Consider the following 25,530-nt stretch of genomic DNA (forward strand, 5'->3'; position numbering starts at 1 on the left):
AGAGGCGCTTTATGTACAAGAATCCTTATGAACAACTGTCCGGTGTCATCCATTCGCCAAAATTGAAAAAAGCAGGCTTTCAAGAACTTCAATTTGATACAGGGGAAGCCAAACTTAATTACGTTGTCGGCCCGAACCATGGTCCGCCGCTTGTGCTGATTCCCGCTCAAACGGGCATGTGGGAAAGCTACCAAAAAGTGATGATTCCTTTGTCCCGATACTTCCAGGTGTTTGTCTTGGATATCCGTGGGCATGGCAAATCCAGCTGGACGCCGGGGCAGTATTCCTGGCGCATTATCGGAGGAGATATGCAGGCTTTTTTGGAGAGAATAGTCAAACGTCCCGCAATGATTGCCGGCAATTCTTCCGGCGGCATCATCGCTTTATGGTGCGCGGCCAACCTGTCCCATCTGGTTTCAGCCGTCGTCCTTGAAGACGCACCGGTATTTTCTGCTGAAATGCCCCGATTCAAAGAACAGGACCGTTTTGTCTATAACGGGTTAAAAAAACTGGTCGAAAATATCGGGGATCCCGCAAACCGGGACTTGGCGAATTATTTTAACGAAATGAAGATGCCGGTGTCGGAAACACGGACAAAACGGATGCCCCCGCAATTTGTCCGCTACTTGTCCAAAAAAATCCGCAAGTTTGAAGAAGCCCATCCCGGCAAGCCCATTGAAACGGGTTTCCCGTCGCCCCTGCGCCTCCTGTTGAAATCGCTGTCGATGTTCGATCCGGATTTTGCACGGGCATTTGTCGATGGGCGCTTTTATGAGGGAATCGACCATGCCGAGGCATTAAAAAGGGTGCATTGCCCGCTTCTGGTTCTCCATGCCGATTGGCACCGCTATCCGGAACATGGTCTCATTGGAGCGATGGATGACCGGGATGCCGAACGGATAAAAGAGTTGGCTCCTCAGATGAAATACCGGAAAATTCATGCTAACCATGTGATTCATGCCTTTAAACCAAGACTTTATGTAAATGCGATAACGGAATTCGCTGCAGAAATAAAAGAGTTCACAGGTTCCAGGGAATAAAGCTCGTTCCAATCAAAAAACCGGAAGCATTTTCTGACACAGAAAATGCTTCCGGTGGAATGAACAAGTTTTCATCAAAGATTTACACTTCTCATATCCGGATACCGGTCACCGGAAGCTGCGCCTTTCGGTGCCATTTCATTGATTTGCTCCAAGTCCTGTTCTGACAATTCCACTTCCAGCGCCCCGATATTTTCATCCAGGTATTTGATGCGCTTAGTTCCCGGAATCGGGACGATATCCTCGCCTTGAGCGAGCAGCCAGGCAAGTGCGAGCTGAGACGGCCGACATCCTTTTTCTTCAGCCATTTCTTCGATTTTTGCAACAAGGTCCAAGTTTTTCTGAAAGTTCTCTCCTTGGAAACGGGGTGAATTTCGGCGGTAATCGTCTTCCGCCAAATCTTCGAAGCTTTTGATCTGGCCGGTTAAAAATCCTCTGCCAAGCGGGCTGTACGGCACAAAGCCGATGCCGAGTTCCCTGCACAGCGGCAAAATCCCATCTTCCACATCCCGGCTCCACAGCGAGTATTCGGTTTGCAGTGCGCTGATCGGATGCACGGAGGCCGCTTTCCGGATGGTTGCTGGCGCCGCTTCCGACATGCCGAGATAACGGACTTTCCCTTCCTGGACCAAGTCGCTCATCGCACCGATTGTTTCTTCGATGGGCACGTTCGGGTCGACCCGGTGCTGGTAATACAAATCGATGGTATCAAGACCCAAGCGGATAAGGCTGGCATCGCATGCTTTTTTCACATAGTCCGGGTGTCCATTGATGCCTTGAAAAGAGCCGTCTTCGCCTCGGACATTGCCGAATTTGGTGGCAACAATCACTTGCTCCCGCTTCCCTCTGATTGCACGCCCCACCAATTCTTCATTGGCCCCAACCCCATACATATCAGCAGTGTCCAACAGTGTAATGCCTTTTTCAATGGCGTGATGGATGGTTTTGAAGGACTCCTGATCGTCCCGGCCGCTGTAGAATTCCGACATGCCCATGCATCCTAAGCCGATTGCCGAAACTTCCAGACCTTGCTTGCCAAGTTTTCTTTTTTCCACGCTTATCCCACTCTTTCTGTTTGGTATTGTAGTGAATTTCAATTGAAGCTGAATCATTCAACTGTGCGCGCATTGTCCGTGGCAATAAAAGCTGAAAAATTTATACGCTCCTATACCCTTTTTTCATTTTTGCAAATCTGAATTTCATTTCAGCTTGATGCGCTTAATTTCTTCTACAAGTTCCGGCAAGCCGTTTTCAAACAAATGGCTGGTGCCGGGAATTTGTCTAAGGCGGGCTGACGGAAGCAGTTCAGCATACTTTTCTGCATGTTCAAATGGCACCACTTCTTCATCAACACTATAAAAAAGGAAAATATCCAAGTCTTCCGGCAGGTTTGATGAAAAGCCGGGAGCCAACAGAAAATCTTCTTTGTCCCAATCGGTGTTCATCCCCCATACCGGTGAAGCAATTAAGATGAGAGCAGAAATACGAGGTTCCATTTTTTCTTCCGACAGAAGTTTCAGCAGCGCCGAACCGCCCAATGAATGGCCGATCAAAATAGCGCCCTTTTTAAAATCGGTAAACCCCTCTTTTATTTGCTGTTTCCAGTCTTCGTACACCGGATTTCTTGGTTCGGGCATAGCCGGGTGGCGCAGTTCGAATTCTTCGCCCAACTCCTTTTCCAAATAACGAATCAAGCCACTGCTCCCTTGCGTTTCGCCTTGCGGACCGGCACTGTGAACGAACAAGATTTGCTTTTTCACTTTACTCGCCTCTTTTCTTTTCTTCTATATAAAGAGATACCCGGTATTGACAAAAAAAGCTTCAATTTGGATCGGAATATTTTAAAAGGGGCTTTGCTAAAGAACTTCACTGCAAATAAAAAAACCATCAACGGAATGATCGTTGATGGCCTCGTCGATTTAAATTAAACAAATTCCCTTGTTTCAAAGCAGCGGTTCATTTGCGGGATTCAAAATCCGTTTCAATATCTTTTTTCCAGGAACGGTCCAATTTCTTCCCTTGCCGGAACGAACTGATGGTTTCGCTCATCACTCGGTAGTTCAGTTCTGTCCCTTCTTCATCGGCATGGTAATTAACCGCAAATTCTTCCGCGATGCCAAACTCTTTTGCGGTTTTAACTGCGTCAATATTCGCTCCGATAAAAATGAATTCCCAACCGTAGGCTTCTTTTTGCCGGTTGATCATCGACTGGATCTTTTTGTGGGTATATTCACAGCTGGCATTTTCCAGCCCGTCCGTCGTGACGACAAAAAGCACTTTCCCCGCACGCTGGTCTTCGCTTGTCCGTTTTTGCACATTGCCTATTTTGTTGATAGTTGAACCAACGGCGTCAAGCAGCGCCGTGGTGCCGCCCACTTCGTAGTCCCTTTCCGTCAAAGGAGAAATGCCATTGATCGGCAGCCTGTCGTGAAGAAGTTCGTAATGGTGGTTAAACAGCACCGTCGTGACTTTCACTTCGCCCGCTTCTTTTTTCTGTTTGTTGAGCAGGGCGTTGAATCCGCCGATTGTGTCGCTTTCCAGTCCGCCCATAGAACCGCTTTTATCGAGAATAAACACCAATTCTGTACTGTCGTTCTTCGCCATTTAAAACTCCTCCTTTAATTGTGTTCTACAACTAAAGGATAGACTTTTTTCACTTTAGGCGGGTCGCCTGAAAAGCGACACTTTAAGCGCCGAGCAATGGCTGGTCAAAGGCAAACAGAGCTTCATTGATTTCATGGATGCCGTAATTTTCCTGTTCAATGAAATATTCGATGATGACATCAAACTTATTGCTGCGGCTCAAGGCATAGCCTGCCGACTCCAACAGTTCTTCTGTTTCTTCCAAATCGAGACGCAAGGCGATTGCAAAAGCGATGACTGTTTTTTTCATCGGTGTGTAGTTCTTGGAATTGCGGATTTTCGAGAACAGTTTGCGGTCGATATTCGCTTTTTTATAAGTATCCACATCGCTCATGTTTTTTTCGTCGATAAACCGCAGCAAACGCATCGAAAATGGTTCATCCATGCGCTTTAGCGCTTCTTCCAGCCCGCTCTGTGAAATGGATTGCTCCAATTGCCCAAATGCCGCATCCGCCATAACGTCCTGCTCCAGAATCCGGCGGTTCCGGGGATAGCGGATTTCCTGTTCTTCAATATAATTTTCATCGACAAACTGCTTGACCGATCGGTACAATTTCTCACTGATGCTGAACGATTGCTTGTCAAACACGACAACAAAGACGAGCATTTCATGTTCCAGCAAAAAATGATGGATTTCCGAAATGGCGACCTGCAGCGCCTGGTCTTTCGGGTATCCATAAATGCCCGCAGAAATGAGCGGAAAAGCAATCGATTCACAACCGAGCGAAGCCGCAAGTTCCAGTGAATTTTTGTAGCAGGACCGCAGCAATTCTTCCTCGCTTTCATTGCCGCCCCGCCAAATTGGCCCGACCGCATGGATGATGTAATCGGCATGCAATTGAAAAGCAGGCGTCTCGACAGCTCCTCCGGTTGGGCAATGGCCAATCCGGTCGCAGGCAGCCTGCAATTCCCTGGCTCCCGCAGCGCGGAAAATCGCTCCGCAAACCCCGCCGCCCATTTGCAGCGATGAATTCGCGGCATTGACAATCGCCCCGGTCTGCATTTTTGTAATATCATTGCGTACAATTTCAAGTGACATCTTTTTCACTCTCCTTACTTTCAAGTTACCAATAGCCTGCCCGGAATGCCAGCATTTGCAGAAAAATCAAATGACGATTCGTAAGTTAAAGTTTACCCTAATTTTTAGCTTTTCGTAAAAGCTCCAGGAACTTTTTCAGTTTTAAACCGTTAAAACTGGAAGAATGGAGAATGCCCATGATGACAGAGAAAAAGCAGTTCAACAAACCACCGCCCTCGCAAATTTTTTATTTACGAATTTTATTTATTGGTGCTGCCGTTCTATGCATGGCTCTTGGCTTAGCGTCCAGGCGCTTTGATGAAATTCTTCCGTCGTTTGTCTCGCAGCACGGAGGCGATGCAATATGGGCGATGATGATTTATTTCGGCTTCCGCTTTTTGCTTGTTAAAAAATCGGTTTCTACAGCGCTCGGAATGGCGATTCTTTTCTGCTTCAGCATCGAAGTGAGCCAGCTGTATCAGGGGGATTGGATCAACGAAGTTCGAAACACGGTCCTCGGCTCTTTGGTATTGGGCCATGGCTTTTTGACGGTTGATTTGTTTCGTTATGCAGTCGGCATTGCTGTAGGCGCCCTTCTTGAAAAAATAGTGCTTTCTCGTATAACTCGATAGCCGGCTGTTTTTCCGGCATGGAAAATCTGCAATGCAAGATGGCAAGCGAAAATACCCGCATCAGGCAACATGTAAAACATCTTGGGTTGTTCCTTAAAATTTCCCGAAGCAAACCTCGGTTCTTTTTTGCTTATACGGCACCGCACACCTGAAACTGACCCCTAAGTTTTTTCGCATATTGATACTTTTAAGTAGGCCACGGATTTGCTAATGTTAACCTTATCAAAAAATACTGACGATAAGGATGGTTACAATTATGCAAAAAACAACGGCCGCTCCCACTTATTCCCGCGCTAAAACGTTTGACTTAATCCTGACTGCGATGGCCATCGCCCTTGTGTTTGTTGCGACGCTTTTGCTTAATATCAAATTGCCGATTACTGCCAATGGCGGATTGGTGCATCTTGGCACTGCGATGCTCTTTATCATTTCGATGCTATTCGGACCGAAAAAAGGCGCCATTGCCGGCGCTGTCGGTATGGGGCTGTTCGATCTGATTTCAGGTTGGACGCTTTGGGCACCCATTTCCATCATTGCCCGTGGACTGCAGGGTTACCTTGTCGGTAAAATCGCCTGGTCAGCCGGTCGTTCAGGAAATAGTAAAGGCTTCAACATCCTGGCTGCCATCGTATCGATTCCGGTTATGATTGCCATCTATTACGTCGGTGAAGCCATCATTTTCAACAGCTTTATCGTGCCGGCCGCTTCAATTCCCGGCAATATCGTGCAAAACGTCGTCGGCTTGCTTGTAGCAATTCCGGCAGTGATTGCGCTTAAAAAAGTGCCGTTTTTCAAATAAACCCATAGAAAAAGGAGAAGTTTTGGCTGCCCAAAACTTCTCCTTTTCGCATTTACTTATTCAATTCATTGTCTTTGTCTTTATAGCAGAACGTCGTAAAGAACGTTGTGCCTTCAGGTCCCGTTTCTATATCAATTGTCGCGTTATGCCGGGCTGCAATGGCATAACTGATGCCAAGGCCGAGTCCGGTTCCATTGTCTTTTGTGGTATAGAACGGCGTTCCCACTTTCTCCAGGACCTCCGGCAATATGCCTTCTCCTTCATCCTGGATCGCCAAAACGACACAGCCATCGAGGTTTTGATAAGTGCTGATGGTCAACACTTGCCCTTCATGCATCGCTTCCAAGCCGTTCCGGCATAAGTTAATCACCAATTGCCGGATTTCGTTGCGGTTCAATAGCATTTCCGGTATTTGCTGAGTATTGAACTCAATCAGTTTGTTTTGGTTGAACGTATCGATTTTGATGAGCGGCGCAATTTCGCAAATCAATGCATTCAAATCTATCATTTGCAAATCCGAAGTACGTGTATTTCCCATTGACAGAAATTCCGTAATGATTGAGTTCGCCCGGTCCAGTTCTTCAATCATCAAATCAAAATAGCCGAAATGCTGGTTCAGTTCGTTTTCTTGTTTCAATAACTGCAGGAACCCGCGGACCGTCGTCATCGGATTGCGGATTTCATGGCTGATTCCGGCCGCCATTTGGCCGATCAAATCCAGTTTGGACAGCCTTCTCAATTCTTTTTCATATTTCTTTTTCTCGGCTACATCTTTAAACAAACAGCAAATGCCATCATCAAAAGGATAAGCGACCACTTCGTACCAGGACTCTTCCGTAAGCGAAGGCATTTCAAATTGCACCGGAATGCGTTCGAACATGGCGCGGTGGAATTCCTTGTACATGGCTGGCGCCGAATCCGGATGGATCACGTCCCAGATATTTTTGCCCATCACATCTTTCGCCTTTTTGTTTTCCGGCAATTGCTGGTGCTTGTTGATATAGATGAATTCCCATTCTTTGTTCAAGGCGAAAAACCCATCGGTGATGCTTTCAATAACGCTGGTCACTTTTTCATTCGCCGCTGCAAGCTCGCTTGTGCGCTTTTCCACCATGTGCTCCAGCTGGTCCATATAAAGCAAATGGGAAAAAGTCGGCGCGGTTGTATCGACGATCGATTGGGCCATTTGAATTTGTGACTCATCATAATGGACGTTTTCGTTATCGCATTTCAACACGGCAAGGACTCCTAGCACTTCATTCATGGCTACGAGCGGCATGATCAATAAATTCCGCGATGCCGGAAACAATACCGAGCGGACTGTTTTGGCATCAATTACCTGCCGGATGATTTGCCTATAGTTTAAATTCGTCTGCACTTCGCGGAAGTTTTCATTGCATCCAACTTCTTCAGGATCGTACTCGTTGCTGTATTTTGTCAACGATACAGTCTTTTTATCATTCGGATCCAATAAATGAGCAGCCATTACTTTGCTGCCAAGAACTTTTTCCAAGTAAAAAAAGCATTTATCGATGCTTTCATGGATCGAAGAACACATCGACAGTTCGCGTGTGATATTGAGCAGCAATTGATTTTCAGAAATCAGGTTTTCTTTTTGGGCTAAGTTTTTTGCATTCTGAATCGCAACAGCTGCCATGTTCACATAAGCCTCCACACTTTGAATTTCTGATTCCGTCAAATTCATTGGCGTTCCGTAGTCAAACAAAAACACCAGGCCGAACAATTCTTTTTCATAAGAAATAGGCAATGCTAAAAGGGATTTAATATCAAATGCTTCAACGGACCTTGGATCCGGCCGATGGTCTTTTGACGTATCCGGGATATATATTGTTTTGTGGCTATCAATGACTTCCTGTGCGAGCAAATCTCTTTCCAGATCCAGCACTTGAGATTCAAACGAATTGCCATTGATATACTCAGGCTTTCCTGCGAACGCCCGGAAGCTGCCGTCTTCGTGCGGCAAAAAAATCCCCACCGAATTGCACTGGACAATTTCTTCAGAAATCGCTGTTGTAACATGCGCCAGCACTTCTTTAAGCTCCAGCTTTGTATTGATGACTTTTGTTAAATTAGCCAGTCGGGAATAGCGAGTCTGTTCCTTCAACATCCGGTTGTTCTCCAATCAAGGACATGGAACATCAATTTCCATTCCCGTTAATTTTTGTAGTTTCCATACTATTTTCATTCCTGTAAGCTTTTACCTATTATTTTACATCTCTTTCAGAAAAACGAACAGGGAAAACTCTTAATTTCTTCAATGATTCGGAAATGGAAATAGATTTTTCACCTGAAACAGGACAAAAATACTTTTAAATTGAAAAATCCTGACCAACCGGTGATTTGCGGTTGGTCAGGAGTTGATTTGCATGTCCTTCTAATGCTGATGATGATGTTCGTGTTCATGTTGAACATCCTGGCACAAGACTGATTCGCCGTGCGGATGTTCTTTGTTTTCAATTTGGATGGTTATGTGGCCGATTTTCATATCCTTTAATAGATGTTCTAATTTTCTCAGCAGTGTCTGCGTTTCTTCAAATGAAACGTTGTCTTCTACGACAACGTGGCCGGACAATGCGTTTCGCCCGCTGGTAATGCTCCAGACATGCAGATCATGGATATTGCAGATTCCTGGCACATTGTTAATCGCTGCAGCTACTTCGTCGATATCCACATTGCGCGGAGTTCCTTCCATTAACACATGTATCGCTTCTTTTGTGACGCGCCAGCCGCTGATCAATACAAGAACCGCCACAATAACACTTGCGAGTGGATCTGCCCAGGCCCAGTCAAAATACAGGATCAGCAATGCGGCCAGAATAGCACCGACAGACCCAAGCAAATCGCCCAGTACATGGAGGAACGCCGCTCGCATGTTCAAGTTTTCCTTTGTGTCGCCGCCACGCATCAGAATCCAGGCGACCAGCACATTGACCAGCAACCCGACTACCGCAATTGCCAGCATGCCGCCAGACGCAACTTCAGGCGGATCGGCAAAACGGCGGGACGCTTCGTAAAAAATATAAGCGGCAATGGCGACCAACGAGACGCCATTAAAAACAGCTGCCAGTATTTCAAAACGCTTGTAGCCATACGTTTTTGCTTGGCTTGCTGCTTTTTCCCCTACAGTGAATGCCAGAAATCCCACCAATAGCGAGATGGAATCGCTCAGCATATGCCCCGCGTCCGCAATCAGCGCCAAACTATTGGTCAAGAATCCACCGATTGCCTCTGCCGCCATAAAAAGCGTCGTTATTAGAAAGGCTATAAATAATGTTTTTTTATTCCCACCATGCGTATGGGAATGTCCGTGGCCGTTTCCCATTCTCTCTCCCCCCTTAGCCTCGACAGCCAAAGTTTTATTAAACGTTTATAAAAGCAGTATCAGGGTGCCCAAATGCTGGATCCCATACTGTCCCAAGCTTAGTATCGCCTTGATGAACTTAAAAAAACAGGACGTGAAAGCCTATACAGTATATAATTCCTTTTCTGTTAATCCTATAAACCAAAAGCTTTGGAGATGTCTTTACGAAATAGATCAGCTTCTTGTTTTTCTTCAATCGTCTAAACTTAACCGGGAAAAAGCGCAACAGGCGATGGAAAGCCCGTTGCGCTTTTTGCAGTTTTGAAATAAAGTGGCTATTCTTACGAATTGCTGGATACATCTTTCGGTTCCCGTTTTATGCTGTCCTTTTTTTCACGGACATTGGTTAGCCATGCTTTGTCGTTGTCCATCATTTTCTTGGCTGCATAAAGCATCAAAAAGGTGATGAAAATAATCGGCAGCCCCATAAGGCCTGAAATGACTTCCAAAGGAGCCAGCCCCCCGATCCGCATCAGTACAAGCGCGATGGCAGTGATTACTCCGGCCACGACAATGCGCAACGATTTAGGCGGTTCATGCTTGCTCATATCTTTTGTGCTTGTATAAGCCGCTACGGTATAAGTAGTAGAATCGAGCGTGGTGGTAAGGAAGACTAATGCAACGATTATGAATACGACAATCGCCAATCCGCCTAACGGCAAGGTAGACAAAATTTCGGGAATTACAGCCATCCTTTCATCTCCTTTGACCATATCGAGAATAGGCAACTGACCTGTTAAATATCGGTGCACCCCTAATCCACCAAGAATGCCGGTTGCAATCCAGGATAGCAAGGTTGGAGCCAGCAAATAGGTAAGAATCATTTCCCGGACAGTCCGCCCTTTGGAAATACGAGCGGCAAATACCGAGTGGAGCATTGCCCATGTGGCACTGTAGGCAAACCAGAAAACGGTATTGCTTTGAATATGGGATGCTTCTCCCATATAAACTGCATCCGTATTCAGCGAAAAGCTCAAATAATTAGCCGCCAAATAGGAGATGCTGTCCGTAAAGTAATTTAAGATAAAAACTCCTGGCCCAAACAATAAGATGAACAAAGCGAAAGCGCCCGCCAAATAAATATTGAAGGTACTCAAGCGTTTAATTCCTTTATCCACTCCAAGATAAGCACTTATCGAGAACAGGACGACCCAGACGATTGTGACAATAATAGTCAAGCCAAAGGTCACTTCAATATTTAACAATTTTGAAAGGTTATAAGTAACGATAGGAGCTCCCAAGCCCAGTGTTACTGCAGCTCCAGTCAAAATACTCAACAAGAATAGGATATCAAGGATTCTCCCTGCCCATCCATCAGTCAATTTGTCTCCAAGAATGACGCGCGCCGCTTCAGAAATCCGCATCAACGGCCGTTTTTTTACATGCAACACGTACGCCATTGCAGGTGCAATCATGACAAAAATAGCAAAAACCTGGAAGCCCCATAAAAACATACTATATGAGTTCCCCATCAATATCGCTTCTGCTGATCCTGCTTCCACTCCGGCTGGAGGGTTATTGGCTACTGAAGTCCATTGCAGCATACCCGTGCGCATAATCGTAGATCCAATTCCCATCGCAATTAAAATGGACGCATATTCGAATAAGGTGAATTGAGGCTTTTCTTTCGGGTCTCCGAGAACGATGTTTCCGTATCTGGAAAATGAAAAATAAAGGGCAGCAGCTACCAGTAAGACCCCATACCATAAATAACCCCAACTAAATACTTCTACTATGTACGTAAATACTGCATTCAATGCATTCAACGATTTCTCTTCATACAATGCTAACGGAATACAGATGGCAATGATGATTAATAATGCCGGCATAAAAATTCTGTTGTCGATCAACCTGTTTTTATTCATTAAATCCTCCTCTTTTTGCAGACGTTTATCTTCCTTCCTTGAAAATGAATGCATCTGGTGGAATAATAAAAATCCTTGAAATCTGAGGATTCGCGATGAAACAAACCAATTGGATTACGGAAGAGACTGCTGGTAAGTAATTTATCATTCATTTTATTTCAATATTTCAGCTGAATCAAGGCAAGCGGCTTACATAGTCACTTCCCATTCCAATTTATCTTATATAATAAATAGTGATTTTTTCAATTTTTTAGTACAAATTTTATCACTCTATTATTTCGACCTCTTTTTTCTGAGTAAATTGACTGTAAATATTGAGGTTTTTAAGCCAAATGATTGGTTAGCCAATCGGTTTCATATTTTCCTTCTTCCATTAAATAAAACAACGCTTATTGCGATTTTTAAATTAGGCAAACATAAAATACGGCAGTAATTTTACATAGTTTTACAATCCCTTTAATCCAACTACACAATCTTATGGGATACTGGAATTGTCAGATAACTGAGGGGAGTTGGACAGTTGATGAAAATCGCAGTAATCGGTGATTTGCATTACCCGAGCTTAAAAGATGGCTGTGCGTATATCGAAGAGGACCGTCAGGCATTTTATGAGACTTTTCTGGAACGGTTTTTCGCAGTCCCTGCTGATTTGTATGTTTCCATAGGTGACTTGACGAATTTCGGACGAATGGATGAATTAGAAGAAGTGTATGCGTTGATCCGCAAGCACAATAAACCATTCAAGCACGTACTCGGAAACCACGACCTATATGCAATGCCGCGTGAAGCTGTGTTAACGGTGTCCGGTCAGGAACGTTTCCACATGTTGTCTACGGATGAGGCCGTTTTCGGATTCCTTGATACAGCCCGGGAGCAGAATTACGAAGACTGGGGCGGAACGATGGATGCGGTCCAACAGTACTGGCTGGAATCCGTCATTGAAGAGTCGGAAGATCGCCCGCTCCTCTTGTTTGCACACCATCCGGTTTTCTCGACCACAAAAGATTCCGAGAAGGAAAAGCGCTGCATCCATCCCGATGTGCCCATCTGGAACATCTTGAAACAGAAACAAGGCATTGGGCTGTACATCAATGGCCATAATCATTCCAACTCCCTGGCAGGCCGCGGCCAATGGAACTTTTTGCAGCTTGCAGCCGTGCTCGATGAACAAGCGGTTCGTATAATTGAAGTCACGGAGGCGTTCATCTCCATCGATTCTGTGACTGTGGATGATGCCAAAATGCGCAGCCACGCCCAGGAAATCGGAAATGCCATCAAGCATTTCACGTTAAAGCAGCAATCGGTCCAAAAAGCGGCATACTTTAAATACATGATTCCCGTTCCGGTTCCGATTGAAGTCCCTCCACAAGTGAAAATCAAAATGTAAACTTCAACCTAAAAAGAAGCCCTCTTTATTGAAGAGGGCTTCTTTTTCGAGTGTCTAATCAATCGGCAATTATTGATCGAGCGTATTGCCTTCGGCGGGAATGGGGTTGTTTTTAAGAAGCCCTGCCAAATGAAAGGTGTTGTAAGCCAAACGTTCAATCGCTGTTTTGGTAAAGTCATTGTCACGTCCCGCTTCGTTGTAAGACGGACCCGGCCCTGCTTCCCCTACCCAATACGCATCCACATTCGGCGGAATCAAAAAACCGATATGGGACAGCCCGTAAAGGAGGGAAGCCGATGCGTGCTTGGCGCCATCTTCGTTGCCGGTCACCAGCGCTCCTCCGACTTTATTATAAAAAATAGCTTGTCCTTTATCATTGGTTACACTGCTGCTGCCGTATAGCCGTTCAATGGCGAGCGTGGCCAGTGAACTTTTCTCCCCGAGCCAAAGCGGTGTTCCAATAATCAGAATGTCCGCCGCTTTCACTTTTTCCAATATTTCCGGCCATTGGTCCCCGTCGCCCATATCTTCCTGTACGCCTAAAGCGACGCGGTAATCCGCCAATCGTATAATCTCTGATTCCACGCCTAATTGATTGTAGTGGGTCTGCACGTCTTTCATGATGCCTTCTGTATTGGAAACTTCATCAGAACTTTTAAGCGAACAATTTAGAAATACTGCTTTCAATGCCTGCATATTCTCATTTCCCTTCCATAGTTATTTATCCGTCAGTTATAGTTGTTCCCCAAAGGCTTTTTACTAAACTCTGAAATCAATTACGACCAGCAGTTGAATAAATACGATTCTGCAGCCGAAATACCCATCCTCTGAACCGTATCCACAAAAAAAAGCCAGCTTCTGCAAGCCGGCATCCGTTCTTCAATTTAACTCTCAAATTTTTCAAATCACCGTCTGCTTCACTGAAGCTTCCGCTGCCCTTCCCAGCTGCGCTGTTTCCGCTTCAAAAGGAATCGCCACGCTGAATACCGAGCCGCGGTCAGGCGTGCTTTCTACTTTAATCGCTCCGCCGTGCGTTTCGGCAATCGATTGCGCAATCGACAAACCCAGGCCGTAGCCGCCTTCTTTGCGGGAACGGGTTTTATCAGCGCGATAAAAACGCTCGAAAATCTTTTTTTGATCTTCAGGCGAAATGCCGATGCCGGTATCGGATACAGAGAAAATGAAATCATCGTGTTTCTTGTGGTTCTGTTTTTTTAACTTGATTTCCACATGGCCGCCTGTTGGCGTATATTTGATGGCGTTGTCCGTCAATATATACATCAGCTGAATCAGTTTGTCCCGGTCGCCGATCACTTCAATTGGAACGTGGGCATCGAGTTTCAAGCTGAGCCCTTTTGTTCGAATGGCGTTCGTAAAGGATTCGACCATCTGCTCAGCCGCCGGCCGGATGTCAAACTGTTCCTTGCGAAGCTTCATAGCCCCTTGTTCAGAATCGGATTTCGCGAGCACCAGCAGTTCCGTAATCAGCCCGGACATCCGTTTCACTTCGTGTTTGAGCGTGCCGAGCATTTTTTCACGGAATGGGTTGGATTTGTCGCTTTCCATTCCCAATGCTTCCGTCGCTGACAAAATGACGCTAAGCGGCGTCCGGAGCTCATGCGATGCATTGGAAACGAATTCCCTCTGCAAATTATAAGCGATTTCAACCGGTTGGAGTGCGCGTTTCGACATCCAACGGCTCACCAGTACCCCGATTGCCGAAAACAAAAGGGTCATTCCGGCAAAAATGGCAATGGTCCATTTGATGACACTGCTGTAAAAAGTATTGTCGACCGCCAAATACAGCATGGCAATCCGTTCTCCACCGTGCATGACGGGCCGAGCCAGCACCATCAAGTCCACTTCCGTTTTTGTGAAGCCTTCGAACAGCGGATCGTTTTCAGGTATATCGATTTCAACTTTCTTGACTTCAATTCCATCTGTTTCCCAACCTTCTACCACGTCCATATACAGTTCCCGCAATTCCTCGTAATTGTCATTGTTGATGATTAATTCGTCTTCATTGCTGGTTACGTAGTAAAATACCTGGTTGCCGGATAAATCCCGGCGCTCCTGTTCTCTCCATGCCCCACCGCTGCCGTCAAGTGCGCGTTCCGCCATGCCGACTTCCCGGTCGGACAGTAAACGAAGCGTCTGTTCCTGGTCATTGTTGACGACAATGTAAAAAACGAACAACGCCAATGCGACAAAAACGGACAAGAACAAGGCCAGGATGGTGCTGTAAAAAAGCGTCAGGCGATTCCGGGTTTGTGCAAACACATCTTTTTCATCTTTTTTGAAAAAGTCAGCCCTTTTCAACTTTATACCCCACTCCTCTGACAGTCTCGATCATGCTGCTGCTTTCATCGTGGTCGATTTTCTTGCGCAGCAGCTTCACCGTCGCATCGATCGTTTTCATCGAAACATCTGTATCAAAACCCCAAATCCGGTCAAAAATCAACTCCCGGGTCAGCACGGTTCCCCGGTTTTGGATCAACATGTCCAACAACTGAAACTCGCGCGGCGTCAAATTGATTTTTCGGTCGCCGCGGCTTACCGAATGGGCGGTGCGGTTAATGTTCAAGCCTTTGACTTCCATGACTTCCTCTTGAATCGGTGAATACGTGCGCCGCGCCAGTGCCCGGAGGCGCGCCCATAATTCTTCGATTTCAAACGGCTTTGCCAAATAATCATCTGCACCCGCATCAAGCCCTTCCACCCGGTCCATGAGTGCATCTTTTGCCGTAAGCATCAACACCGCTCCGCCGTAGCCGCTTTCCCGAAGTTTTTTGCAGATGTAAATGCCGTCTCCGCCAGGCATCATCCAATCCAAAATGACAACATCGTAAAATGACGCGGCTGCATAGTCATAAGCATCTTCCCCCTCAGTCACCCAATCGACGGTTTTCGCTCCTTTTTTCTTCAATAAATGCACTACCAATTCACCAAGCATCTCATCATCTTCTGCCAATAAAATCTTCACAGTGAACACCCTCCCCGGCGGCCCCATCTCTTTTAATTCCAGTATTCCACACAAAGGTTAAGAAGAGATTAAAATTATTCGCTTAATTTGCTTTTCTTGCGAAATTTAAAAGAAGCTGAAGCCGAATAAATTACGGCACAGCTTTTAGGAATCCCGTCTAGAAGTTTATTGGCAAATGCTTAACGGCCTATTGTACTCCGGAGGGCATGCAAGGGTTTCCAGGCATCGAAGCAATAAGCTCTTTTCCTTCAACCGAAACGACCCGAAGCAAGCGGTTGATCTGTTGGATAGTAAGATCCAATTGATCGGAGACGATGTTAAATCTTCCGAGCATTTGGCCATAATTGCCGGTGGCTTGCACCACATCGCCCGGTTCTTTCAATTGGACAAATGACAGCACTTCCGGCATTTGGAGGATTGCCTCAAGCCCCTGAATGGAAAGAATCTTCCCGGGGTGCAGCAACACGGCCAGATTGCATGCCGGGCTTCTTGTATAACCATTATCAAACTCCACTATCGAATCGGCATTGATCGTTCCCCCAGTCGCAAAATCCAGCATTTCTTCCAGCAAGTTGATGCCGGTCTGCTTTTCGATGATTTGGTAATGCTGCTCGCCGCTTAAGCGGAAGCCCATTTCATAAAGATAGAAATCGCCATCTTCAACCAGTGATTGAATGAACAACAAGCCGTTTTCAATGCCCATGCCGCGGATCATATTGCGCACTTTTGCGTCCAGTACGTTTACATACCGGTCCAAGTGTTCGGAAGGAAAAACGGTCGCAGTCGGCAGTGGCGGATGATTTTCTGACATTTTTTGCACATAGCGGTCGGTCATTGCCGTTAGTACGACGGTTCCTTCCGCAATCGTGTAATACATTTCTACGCCATGTGAATTATCGATAAAGCGTTCAATGATGGCGATCCCGCTTTTGGAACGTCCGACTGCTTTTGCATAGGCTTTTTCAAGTTGTTCTTCACTGTGGCAGACGGTAATTCCCTGGCTCGCATAACTGTCGACCGGCTTGACGATCACCGGGTACGAAAGATTTTTGGATGTATTCCCCTGAAAGTCACTGATGCTGTATTCTTCGATGACCGGAATCCCGAAATCTCTGCAATAAGCTTTAAACCGGTCCTTGTTCGAACAGATTTCCAGCTGTTGTTTTGTCGCATAAAACGGCAAGCCGAGCCGCTCACAAAGCGCTTGCGCCTGCCAGGTATTGAAATCATCAAAGGCATTGAAAACGCCTGAAATTCCTTCTTCTCTTGCCAATTCAGCCAAGCGCTCCGTTTCATCCGTACTGATCGTAAAAGATTTGTCTGCATACATTTTCGCCGGCGAATCGGGGTCCCGGTCCGCAACGATTGTATACATGCCCATCTGTTTTGCCGTTTGCACCACATCGATTAAATGCGTATATCCACCGAGTATCAATATCTTTTTCATCCTATCCGCCTCTTTCCCAATCAAATCGCCTTTTCCTGCTTTTACTTTAACCGGCTAAAGTGAAAGTTAAGTGAAAGTTCAATCCGCTACAAACAATAAAAAAAGTTTTCTTCAATAAAGAAGAAAACTTTTTAGTCCATATTTAGTTCCATTGGCTGCAGCCAAATTAGATTGACCAATCCACCAGCATGCCGGCATGGGTCAACCCGCCGCCGAATCCGTAAAGAAGCAGCCGGTCTCCCGCTTTGATTTTTCCTTCCAGCACGCCTTGGGACAGCGACAGCGGAATCGATGCAGCAGACGTGTTGCCGTAGTATTCCAAACTGTAAATGGTCCGCTCAAGCGGCAGCCCGTTTCGGCTGCAAATGGACTCAATGATGCGCAGGTTGGCGCTGTGCGGCACAAACCAGTCCACTTGATCGTTGTCGTATCCCGCTTTTTCCATTAATGCCTTCATGCCTTTTGGTACAGTATTGACCGCCCATTTGTACACTTCACGGCCATTTTGCGTCACAAATCCATTGACCGCCAGCTCGTTTCCAAACATCCGGTCCGACAGATCCGTGCAATATAAATTGTTTGCCAGAGCCCCGTCCGTTTCCATATGGGAAGCAATGAAGCTGGGTTTCTCCTCATCGTATTCGACCAGTACGGCTCCGCCGCCGTCGCCGAACAAAATGCAGGTCGAACGGTCGCGGTAATCCAAAATCTTTGAAAAGGTTTCCGCACCGATCACCAGAATCTTCCGGTTCAAGCCGGACGTAATCAAGCCGTTCGCCATATGCAAGCCGTATGCGAAACCTGAACAGGCCGCATTCAAATCAATCGCACCAGTATTTTGGATGCCAAGCTTCGCTTGCACGAGTGCAGAGACGCTCGGTGTTTTGAAGTCCGGTGTCATCGTGCAGACGATGATCATGTCGACGTCATCCACGGACTTTCCATAGCGCTCTTGAAGATTTTCAACGGCTTTAATGCTGATATCGCTAGTATATTCTGTATCCGCTGCAATGCGTCGTTCTTTTATGCCAGTCCGTTGGACAATCCATTCGTCATTGGTTTCCACTAACGCTTCCAAATCGTGATTCGTCAGCCGTTTTTCCGGTACATAGGAACCGATGGCTGTAATTCTCGCTTTTGATGTATTCATGAAGTTCGCCCCTTTGCTGGTACTCGCTTCATTTTAACATCAACTATTAGTATTAGGTACTAATTTGTATAGTTAATTTTATTATACAAACAATAATAATATTGTTTTTTCATTGAAAAGCTGATTATAAGGGTTTTCACCGCAAAAAACGACCTGGAATGATCGATTCCCAAGCAGTTTTTTGCTTTCTGCAGTTCTCCGTTTAAAACCCGGTCGGCCAGTTTGCCAGGCGGCGTTCGCTTTTGCCGCCGTTGGCCGCACAGGAAAATTCCAGCGTTCGGCATATAAACTTGCGGGTATCACGCGGATCAATAACGTCGTCCAGCAAATGCTTGCCGGCCGCTTTATAAGGCGAACTGTCAAAAGCCCAGCCTTCCAGCAAAGCTTGCCGTTCTTTCTGCGGGTCTTCCGCCTGCTGCAGCTGGCGGCCATATACTACATTCACGCCGACTTCCGGCCCGGTGAAGTTGATTTCTGCGGTCGGCCAGGCAACAACAAAGTCCGCTCCCATTCCCGGCCCGCACATATTGCCATAAGCCGCGCCGATGCTTTTGCGGATTACGACCGATATTTTTGGGACCGTCGACTGGGCAAGTGCCTGGTTCCACACCATGATTTTGGTCGGCATTTTTTCTTTTTCCGCTTCCATTGAAACCCGGAAACCCGGCGTGTCGTGCATGAAAATAAGCGGAATGTGGAAAGAGTCGCATAAACAAATAAAGTCGGTTGCTTTTTCGCATTCTTTCGGCCCTGCTGCACCGGCATATTTTTTCGGCTGGTTGGCGATAATCCCGACGGCGCGTCCCCCCATATGTGCGAATGCAGCCAGCAGCGCTTCGCCGTAGGCGGCTTTGTACTCGAAATATTCCCCGTCGTCGACAATTTCGGCAAGAATTCGATGCATATCATAGACTTGGTTGCGCCGATCCGGCAGGATATCGAGCACATTTTTCAACAATCGCTCCGGACTGTCGCTTGTTTCTTTAATTGGCGGCAATTCATGCGCATTTTGCGGCATAAAACGGAAAAAGGCTTTCATTTGTTCGATGCATTCTTGTTCGGTGTTGCCGAAAGCATCCGCTTGACCAGTATTTTTGGCATGGACGGTCCAGCCCCCGAGTTCTTCCGGTGAAATCTTTTGCCCGGTTGCCATTTCCAAAATGCGCGGCCCGGCAACGGCCATCGTACTGCCTTTCACTTGCGTCACAAAGTCAGAAGACACTGCAGTCCAAGTCGGGCCGCCATAGCTGTCGCCCAGGATAGCCGTAATTTGCGGAATTCCGCGCCGGTTTAACAGCATTTCTGGCGGAAACAATTTGTCGCTGATGCCGTCAGAGCCCATTCCGTCCGGCATCCGCAATCCTCCGCCTTCGTTCAAATTGAACATGGGCAATCCGCGCTTTTGTGCGTAATGGTGAAGGTCTTTCGACTTTTTCAGATGCACCGCCCCTTCAGTCCCGGCAAAAACGGTCTTATCACCCGCCTGAACGACTACTGGCCGGCCTTCCACTTTTGCAAGTCCCCCGATCAACCCATCGCCGTTTCCGAAAGAACCTCCCCCTGAGAGGCCAGAACCGTTTAAAGCACCCAGTTCGAGGAAAGTTCCTTCATCCACCAGCAGTTCAATGCGCTCACGTGCCGAAAGTTTTCCTTCTTCCTGAAGGCGCCGAAGTTTTTCACTGCCGCCGCCTTGTTCTGCGATTTTCCTGCGCTGTTCAAAGTCTTCCATAAGCCGTGCATTTTCGCCCATTACTTGTTTATCCATGACAGCGTCATCCTTCCTGATCCTCTTTTAAGAGTCTGCGCAAAATTTTGCCTGAACTGGTAGCCGGCAATTGGCCGAGAAAAACGATTTCACGCGGAGTTTTATAAGCGCTCATATAGCCTTTTGCCCACTCCATTATTTCCTGTTCAGAAATTGTCCCCTTTAAATCCGGCTTCAACACAATAAAAGCTTTGACGCTTTCGCCGCGCACAGCATCCGGAATACCGATCACGGCGCTTTGCAGCACAGCCGGATGCTGATTCAAAAGCGCTTCAACGTCTTCAGGGAACACGCTGTAGCCGGAGCTTTTGATCATTTCTTTGGTGCGCCCGAGAAAATACAAATAGCCTTCGTCGTCCAGTTTTCCGACGTCCCCCGTATGGACCCAGCCGTTTCGGAGTGTTTCCGCTGTGGCGTCTGGGCGGTTAAAGTAGCCCATAAAGACGCCTGGATTTTTGACGAGGATTTCTCCTTGCTGCCCCGCCTCCATTACTTCTTCCGTCACCGGGTCAATGATCCGGATCTCCGTCTCATAAGTCGCGATGCCGCAGCTCCCATACTTGATCCGGTCTTTCGGCATGAACGTGTCGCACGTATGCGTCTCACTCAGCCCGTAAGCCGCTTCAAACAATGAACAGCCGCCTGTCATCCCGCTCCAACGCTGCGCAAGTTCTTCCGTTACGGCGATGCCGAAGCTCGTGGCCATATTCGTTTTTAGTGAACTCCAATCTCTTTTTTCGATTTCCGGGATGGCAAGAATTGCGGCATTCATCGGTGCGATGCTGTACCAGGAAGTAATTCGGTGTTGTTCAATTGCGTCCACTGCTGTCTGCGGAATAAACCGAGTCAGCAAGACGCATTCACAGCCGGTGTATACCGGCATATTGACGCCCATGACCATGCCCGCAATATGGCAAAGCGGCGCCACCGCCAGCATCCGTTCATCTTTTGCAATGCCGTATGCTTCCACTGTGGCCGCTGTTTTGAACAGCGCATTGCCAAAAGACAAAAGTGCGGCTTTTGGCCGTCCGGTTGTTCCGGATGTAAACACCATCAAGGCGGGATCATTGTCCAAATCGATTTTTGCGTCTTCTTCCAGCAAATCGGCCCCGTTTAAAATCTCAGCCAGATCAAACGGATCACCTTGCCGTTTTTTGGGCACGCTGCATTCAGGCGGCAACGTCAAAACGGGTTCAGCCGGCAGAAAGTCGCTGTAATTGGTCGTGACCACAAACTGGAGATCCGGCATCTGCCCTTCGCTGTTTTGCAGGTTCTCTAGCAGCTCTTCTCCAGCGACAATTGCCGAAATGCCGCCTTCTTGAATCAAAAAAGTCAGTTCCGCTTCTTTGTACATCGGATTTAAAGGCGCAACAATTCCGCCGATTCGCTGCGCCGCGTAATGGGCGATGATATACTGCGGGCAATTTTGCATATACAACCCGACCCGGTCGCCTTTTTCTATGCCTTGTGACCGAAGAAACTGGGCAAACCGGTCAACATGGCGGTCCAGCTGCCTCCAGGTAATCTGTGCGCCATAATAATGGTAGGCAGTTTGATCCGGCATGTTTTTCGCGTGTTGTTTAAGGTACTGATGAAGCGGCTCCTTCCCCAAGCGGTAATCGATCTGTACCGGAAGCGACTCCGGCCAGTACTTCTTTAAAATTTCGGTCATGCATGTTTCCCCCTTTAGTTGATTAACATCGAAAAATACTAACCAGTCAGTATTATCGGAATATTAATTCTATAGTAGCGTTGCTGGAATAAGATTGCAAGAACGCAAAATCTTTTAAAGCAGGCAGTTCCAGTTATTTAAATCCTCCTTTACGAACCAATTCAAGTTGACTATGTAAAGAGGACTTTTACTGATCTTCAGCAGGATTCCAATACCGGCAATCGCTAATTAAACAGGATGTTCCCAATCAAACCGTGCTGCATGCAAAAAACTCCAAGACTTCCTATCTAAGAAAAATAGATAAATTATCTTAATTTTACATACAATTCAGTCTTTTTAGTATATAATAAGCTTGAAAATTTTTAAAAGAAAGGAGGTACCTTATGAACAAGTTATTTAAAGTGATCGTAGCGGTCCTGCTGGCATTGTCGCTTGGCACGCCAACCGCTTTTGCCCACCAGGACCATGGACACGGACATGGCAAGGATTCTCTTGTTGCTTTAGGAGACTCTATTCCGTTTGGCTACAACCTTACAACGAATAACAGCAGCCCGGCCAAAAATGCTTTTCCTGGCCTGATTGCCGACGAAGCTGATTTGCGCGTACGCAATCTGGGCGTGCCGGGATGGCAGACAACCGATTTGCTAAAAGCCTTGGAAACCAATCAAAAATTCCGCCAAGCTGTCCGGCACGCTGACTATGTGACAGTCAATATCGGAAGCAACGATTTTCTCGAAATTTTAAGAGCAGCCAATGCGGAAAGCGGCGGAAATCAGCAGAAGTTCCAGGAACTGCTCGCTTTCAAATTGGCGAACAGTGATGTTTTCGACAACATCGCTGCAATTCTGGAAGAAATACGTTCCCGGACAGATGCACCCATTGTTCTCTACAATATTTACAATCCGTTCCAGGTAAACGATCCGTTGCATCGAGTTTCCGACCTGTTCCTGCCGCAGATCAATGCCAAGTTTGCAGGGCTGGCGGAAGCGTATGACGATGTTGAATTGGCGGACGCTTACAGCTCTTTTGGCAACAACCAGGCGAAATACGTATTCCCGCGCGACATCCATCCGACCGCTGCCGGCCATAAAGTGCTTGCTGCTATCGGCATAGAAGCATTCTGCTTTGACTTTGTTCATAACTAAACCCTAAAAGCTGCATTCCCTTTCTCGAGGAAATGCAGCTTTTGAATTCCCCGATTTTCAATGCTGCAGAATTGGAGAACACTTTTTCAGCAGACAATATAAAAAGAGGCGCTCAAAGTTCGAGCAGCCTCTTGAAAATGTTCAGCTGTTTTAAATTCAGATAAAAAATTAGACCCTTTTGCTTTTCACAAACTTTTCAACGTCGATTAAATTATCATACCAGACTGGATTCCCTGTACTGTCTTTTGTTTTTTCCTGCGCCAGTAACTTTCCTTCGGGCAATATCGTTGCAGATTGTTGCGCCGTGGCGGAAGAACAAGAGGGTTCTTCTTTAATGCCCTTTATGTACAGGTCATTTTTCATGTCTTTCAGTCTGTGGCGCTGTGTTATGCCCATGGGATTTTCCTGACTTATATTGAAGATAGCCGTTAATAAACTCTTTGTACAGTTCCAAGTACGTCTTTTTCGTGTTTTCCATTCTTGTCGCTTCTTTTAGCATTGTATTCATCTGATTCATCCTCCTTGGGTTTGTTCAATATATTGAGTAACCTTAGTACCGAAAAAAATGATAATTGCTTAAGCCTTAAATGAAAAACCGGCTTCCGCTGCAAAATGCTTTACGGGAACATCTTCTTCCAAAAACTTAAGTTATGAAATCTTCCCGGGTGAAATGCCGCGAGTAAGGGCTCACATAAAAAAGTTCTTTAGGACAGCTTTTCGACATTTGGTAGAGATGGTAAAAGACGTTTTGCGGAATTTCATACCGCTGCATGCAATTTGGCATGGCTTTTGCTTTTGGGGAGGCGCGATCCAATGGAACTTCGTCAATCTTCACCCAAACCGTCTCGACTTTCGGCTTTTCTTCTCTGCCTAGAAAGATTTCTCTTGTCAGGCGGGCAAAAAAAGTAATGACGGCTGAATCGTTTTCGATATGAACGTCTTTGGACCTGAGAAAAAAATAGCTAACCGACTTTTGATGCCTTCGCTTCATCTGTTCCATTTAGTTTTTCCTCCTTGCTGCAATCTATTCGCGTCCATTGAAAAATTACTCTTCTTTATTGGCCAAGTGTACACAGCGTCTCTGAAAGCCGTGCAGCAAAGATTTCCGGGGCTTCCTGAGACATTAAGCGCACACAATACATGCCGCGCTCCAATGAGATTTTCTGTGAAAAGTTAGTCGGCATTAAAATCGGGTTTCCGATCAGCGATGCCGTGAATAATGGCAGTTCTTCCGGAAGAAGAAATACTTCCGCTTCATTGGCAGCGATTTCACATCCGGCCGATTGGACTCTGACGGTCAAATCCAATGACCAGCAGACATGCACGTTAGAACTTTTCCGTTCTTTCACAATTCGCTTCTTTTTAAAAACTAACCCTTCAGGACGAAGTTCCGCTTCTGCCTCGAGCAATTCTCCGACTTTCTTGGCAATTGCGACTAGAGAATTCATTTCTAACATCCAGATCAACCCTTCCATTCTTAGTTCCATAATCTATCTTTGCCTCCACTTATAATTAGCAGAATGCATAACAGGCTGTATAATTAACCACAGGCTAAACGATTCAATAAATAAATGATAATTCCAAAAATTAAATCAACAATTATTTGCTATTCAACCTAAATTCATAAACTATTTGCTTAAATTTAACTGTTATTTAATAATCAGTTAAGGTTTTTCGATACCTTAAGACTATATTACCCCACAAAATATGTAAAGGGCTTTAGAATATTCTTTTAATTCTGATACTTCAAATGCTTTTCTTGTATAACTTTCACTCATATAAAAGTCCTATGAATGGCAATTCATTAATTAAAGTTTACAATCTTTTTTTATAAATATGCATAACTATCTATAAAAAAATTCAATGCAATGAGCGGAAGATATTTCTGCGGCCTGCACCTCAAACAATTGTTTAAGATAAAATGCTTAATTTGTAATACTTTTAATGGAAAAATTCTTTTGCTTTTTTAAGCTAATAACAGGTAAATAAGGATGTTCTTTGGCTGCTCCTATTTTAAGCTCTATGCATTTTCTCTTTTCAGCCATTTGCCGTAAGATGCAATTCGGCAGAGCAGTTAAGTTTTCGTGAAATATAAAATGGACGGCATTAATTTCCGTGTTTTTTTAGAAATGGAACATTCAATCAGCCAATGAACCCGTTTTCCCTGCCATTTGACTGCCTGAATTTGAATGTCCATTAAACCGATTGCCTCAAAAAAAAGCAGCGGCTCAATTAGAGTCCGCTGCTTTTTTAAAATAGATGCTGCTATTTATTTAATTGACCGATTGTTTCTTTCCATTCAGCTCTGCTGAAAGTTCGTTGAACCATTCTTTATCTCCGGTCGATAAGGCTAAATCGATCAGAAACTCCAATTGGCCGGCATCTTTCGTTTCGTTGTCCGGTATGCTTTCAACTTGTGTAAGTGACATCGGGATGGTCTTGCCGATCAGTTCCTCATTATCGCTCTCGGCTACTACTACGTATACCGCTTCCTGAAAAATATTCATCGAATCGATGAACCCGATAATCAGTTCACCGTGGCGGGATATGCCTTTCACCCAGTCACTGTTTTTTAAAATCGTTTTGTGATCATTCATCATAG

23 protein-coding genes and 2 pseudogenes are annotated in these 25,530 nt (G+C 45.9%); 5 read left to right on the forward strand and 20 right to left on the reverse strand.

The window, feature by feature from the left end; translation table 11 throughout:
• The first annotated feature begins 11 nt into the window (after positions 1–11).
• Positions 12–1,040, forward strand: coding sequence for an alpha/beta fold hydrolase (locus tag HU147_RS12100; RefSeq protein WP_224076479.1), 1,029 nt, complete (start codon positions 12–14; stop codon positions 1,038–1,040).
• A gap of 74 nt (positions 1,041–1,114) precedes the next feature.
• Here HU147_RS12100 and HU147_RS12105 read toward each other — a convergent pair whose 3' ends face one another.
• From HU147_RS12105 to HU147_RS12120, 4 genes are all read right to left on the reverse strand, one after another.
• A complete protein-coding gene (locus HU147_RS12105) occupies positions 1,115–2,095 on the reverse strand; it encodes an aldo/keto reductase (protein ID WP_224076480.1) in 981 nt (326 codons plus the stop codon).
• 144 nt (positions 2,096–2,239) lie between these two features.
• Positions 2,240–2,800, reverse strand: a complete 561-nt coding sequence (locus tag HU147_RS12110) for an alpha/beta hydrolase (RefSeq protein ID WP_224076481.1) — start codon at positions 2,798–2,800, stop codon at positions 2,240–2,242.
• 196 nt (positions 2,801–2,996) lie between these two features.
• Positions 2,997–3,644 (reverse strand): vWA domain-containing protein, encoded by a 648-nt coding sequence (locus HU147_RS12115; RefSeq protein ID WP_224076482.1) that lies wholly within the window; start codon positions 3,642–3,644, stop codon positions 2,997–2,999.
• An 82-nt stretch (positions 3,645–3,726) separates the two neighbouring features.
• Complete coding sequence (locus HU147_RS12120; protein ID WP_224076483.1) at positions 3,727–4,722, reverse strand: macro domain-containing protein; 996 nt, start codon at positions 4,720–4,722, stop codon at positions 3,727–3,729.
• 176 nt (positions 4,723–4,898) lie between these two features.
• Between HU147_RS12120 and HU147_RS12125 the strand changes: the two genes are divergently transcribed.
• Complete coding sequence (locus tag HU147_RS12125; RefSeq protein WP_224076484.1) at positions 4,899–5,333, forward strand: DUF2809 domain-containing protein; 435 nt, start codon at positions 4,899–4,901, stop codon at positions 5,331–5,333.
• A 256-nt stretch (positions 5,334–5,589) separates the two neighbouring features.
• On the forward strand, positions 5,590–6,132 hold the full coding sequence (locus HU147_RS12130) for an ECF transporter S component (RefSeq protein ID WP_224076544.1): 543 nt from the start codon (positions 5,590–5,592) through the stop codon (positions 6,130–6,132).
• Between the two features lie 52 nt (positions 6,133–6,184).
• Here HU147_RS12130 and HU147_RS19615 read toward each other — a convergent pair.
• The 4 genes and pseudogenes from HU147_RS19615 to HU147_RS12145 form a co-directional block, all read right to left on the reverse strand.
• Positions 6,185–7,429: pseudogene (locus tag HU147_RS19615) on the reverse strand (ATP-binding protein); the annotation flags it as partial.
• 125 nt (positions 7,430–7,554) lie between these two features.
• A pseudogene (locus tag HU147_RS19620) lies at positions 7,555–8,260 on the reverse strand (GAF domain-containing protein); the annotation flags it as partial.
• Between the two features lie 267 nt (positions 8,261–8,527).
• A complete protein-coding gene (locus tag HU147_RS12140) occupies positions 8,528–9,475 on the reverse strand; it encodes a cation diffusion facilitator family transporter (protein ID WP_224076486.1) in 948 nt (315 codons plus the stop codon).
• 320 nt (positions 9,476–9,795) lie between these two features.
• The gene (locus HU147_RS12145; RefSeq protein ID WP_224076487.1) at positions 9,796–11,379 is read right to left on the reverse strand and encodes a BCCT family transporter; all 1,584 of its coding nucleotides are present in this window, start codon (positions 11,377–11,379) and stop codon (positions 9,796–9,798) included.
• A 523-nt stretch (positions 11,380–11,902) separates the two neighbouring features.
• On the opposite strand from HU147_RS12145, the gene HU147_RS12150 reads away from it, so the two are divergent.
• Entirely contained in the window at positions 11,903–12,766 is an 864-nt protein-coding gene (locus HU147_RS12150) for a metallophosphoesterase family protein (RefSeq protein ID WP_224076545.1), read from the forward strand.
• 69 nt (positions 12,767–12,835) lie between these two features.
• Here the strand turns inward: HU147_RS12150 and HU147_RS12155 are convergent, their stop codons facing one another.
• From HU147_RS12155 to HU147_RS12185, 7 genes are all read right to left on the reverse strand, one after another.
• Complete coding sequence (locus HU147_RS12155) at positions 12,836–13,462, reverse strand: flavodoxin family protein (protein ID WP_036803543.1); 627 nt, start codon at positions 13,460–13,462, stop codon at positions 12,836–12,838.
• 204 nt (positions 13,463–13,666) lie between these two features.
• Positions 13,667–15,085: a sensor histidine kinase gene (locus tag HU147_RS12160; protein WP_224076488.1), complete on the reverse strand. Its 1,419-nt coding sequence runs from the start codon at positions 15,083–15,085 to the stop codon at positions 13,667–13,669.
• Complete coding sequence (locus tag HU147_RS12165) at positions 15,072–15,749, reverse strand: response regulator transcription factor (RefSeq protein ID WP_224076489.1); 678 nt, start codon at positions 15,747–15,749, stop codon at positions 15,072–15,074. Before HU147_RS12165 ends, HU147_RS12160 begins: the two co-directional genes overlap by 14 nt.
• 187 nt (positions 15,750–15,936) lie before the next feature.
• Positions 15,937–17,196 (reverse strand): ATP-binding protein, encoded by a 1,260-nt coding sequence (locus tag HU147_RS12170; RefSeq protein WP_224076490.1) that lies wholly within the window; start codon positions 17,194–17,196, stop codon positions 15,937–15,939.
• A gap of 166 nt (positions 17,197–17,362) precedes the next feature.
• Positions 17,363–18,346 carry a ketoacyl-ACP synthase III gene (locus HU147_RS12175; protein WP_224076491.1) on the reverse strand — a complete coding sequence of 328 codons (984 nt, stop codon included), beginning with the start codon at positions 18,344–18,346 and terminating at the stop codon, positions 17,363–17,365.
• 202 nt (positions 18,347–18,548) lie between these two features.
• Complete coding sequence (locus tag HU147_RS12180; RefSeq protein ID WP_440137301.1) at positions 18,549–20,111, reverse strand: acyl-CoA carboxylase subunit beta; 1,563 nt, start codon at positions 20,109–20,111, stop codon at positions 18,549–18,551.
• A 7-nt stretch (positions 20,112–20,118) separates the two neighbouring features.
• Positions 20,119–21,783, reverse strand: a complete 1,665-nt coding sequence (locus tag HU147_RS12185) for a class I adenylate-forming enzyme family protein (protein ID WP_224076492.1) — start codon at positions 21,781–21,783, stop codon at positions 20,119–20,121.
• A gap of 383 nt (positions 21,784–22,166) precedes the next feature.
• Between HU147_RS12185 and HU147_RS12190 the strand changes: the two genes are divergently transcribed.
• Complete coding sequence (locus tag HU147_RS12190) at positions 22,167–22,928, forward strand: SGNH/GDSL hydrolase family protein (protein WP_224076493.1); 762 nt, start codon at positions 22,167–22,169, stop codon at positions 22,926–22,928.
• Positions 22,929–23,096: 168 nt separating this feature from the next.
• Here the strand turns inward: HU147_RS12190 and HU147_RS12195 are convergent, their stop codons facing one another.
• The 5 genes from HU147_RS12195 to HU147_RS12215 form a co-directional block, all read right to left on the reverse strand.
• Positions 23,097–23,291: a hypothetical protein gene (locus HU147_RS12195; RefSeq protein ID WP_224076494.1), complete on the reverse strand. Its 195-nt coding sequence runs from the start codon at positions 23,289–23,291 to the stop codon at positions 23,097–23,099.
• A complete protein-coding gene (locus HU147_RS12200; protein WP_160316106.1) occupies positions 23,281–23,436 on the reverse strand; it encodes a hypothetical protein in 156 nt (51 codons plus the stop codon). The genes HU147_RS12195 and HU147_RS12200 overlap by 11 nt, the downstream gene beginning before the upstream one ends.
• 135 nt (positions 23,437–23,571) lie before the next feature.
• Entirely contained in the window at positions 23,572–23,928 is a 357-nt protein-coding gene (locus HU147_RS12205; protein WP_053167224.1) for a hypothetical protein, read from the reverse strand.
• A gap of 55 nt (positions 23,929–23,983) precedes the next feature.
• Positions 23,984–24,415, reverse strand: coding sequence for a hypothetical protein (locus HU147_RS12210; RefSeq protein ID WP_224076495.1), 432 nt, complete (start codon positions 24,413–24,415; stop codon positions 23,984–23,986).
• A 786-nt stretch (positions 24,416–25,201) separates the two neighbouring features.
• The gene (locus tag HU147_RS12215) at positions 25,202–25,525 is read right to left on the reverse strand and encodes an IDEAL domain-containing protein (protein ID WP_051413706.1); all 324 of its coding nucleotides are present in this window, start codon (positions 25,523–25,525) and stop codon (positions 25,202–25,204) included.
• Positions 25,526–25,530 lie beyond the last annotated feature (5 nt).

It is taken from the genome of Planococcus chinensis (genome assembly GCF_020071995.1).
In the GTDB taxonomy this organism is placed as follows: Bacteria; Bacillota; Bacilli; order Bacillales_A; family Planococcaceae; genus Planococcus; species Planococcus chinensis_A.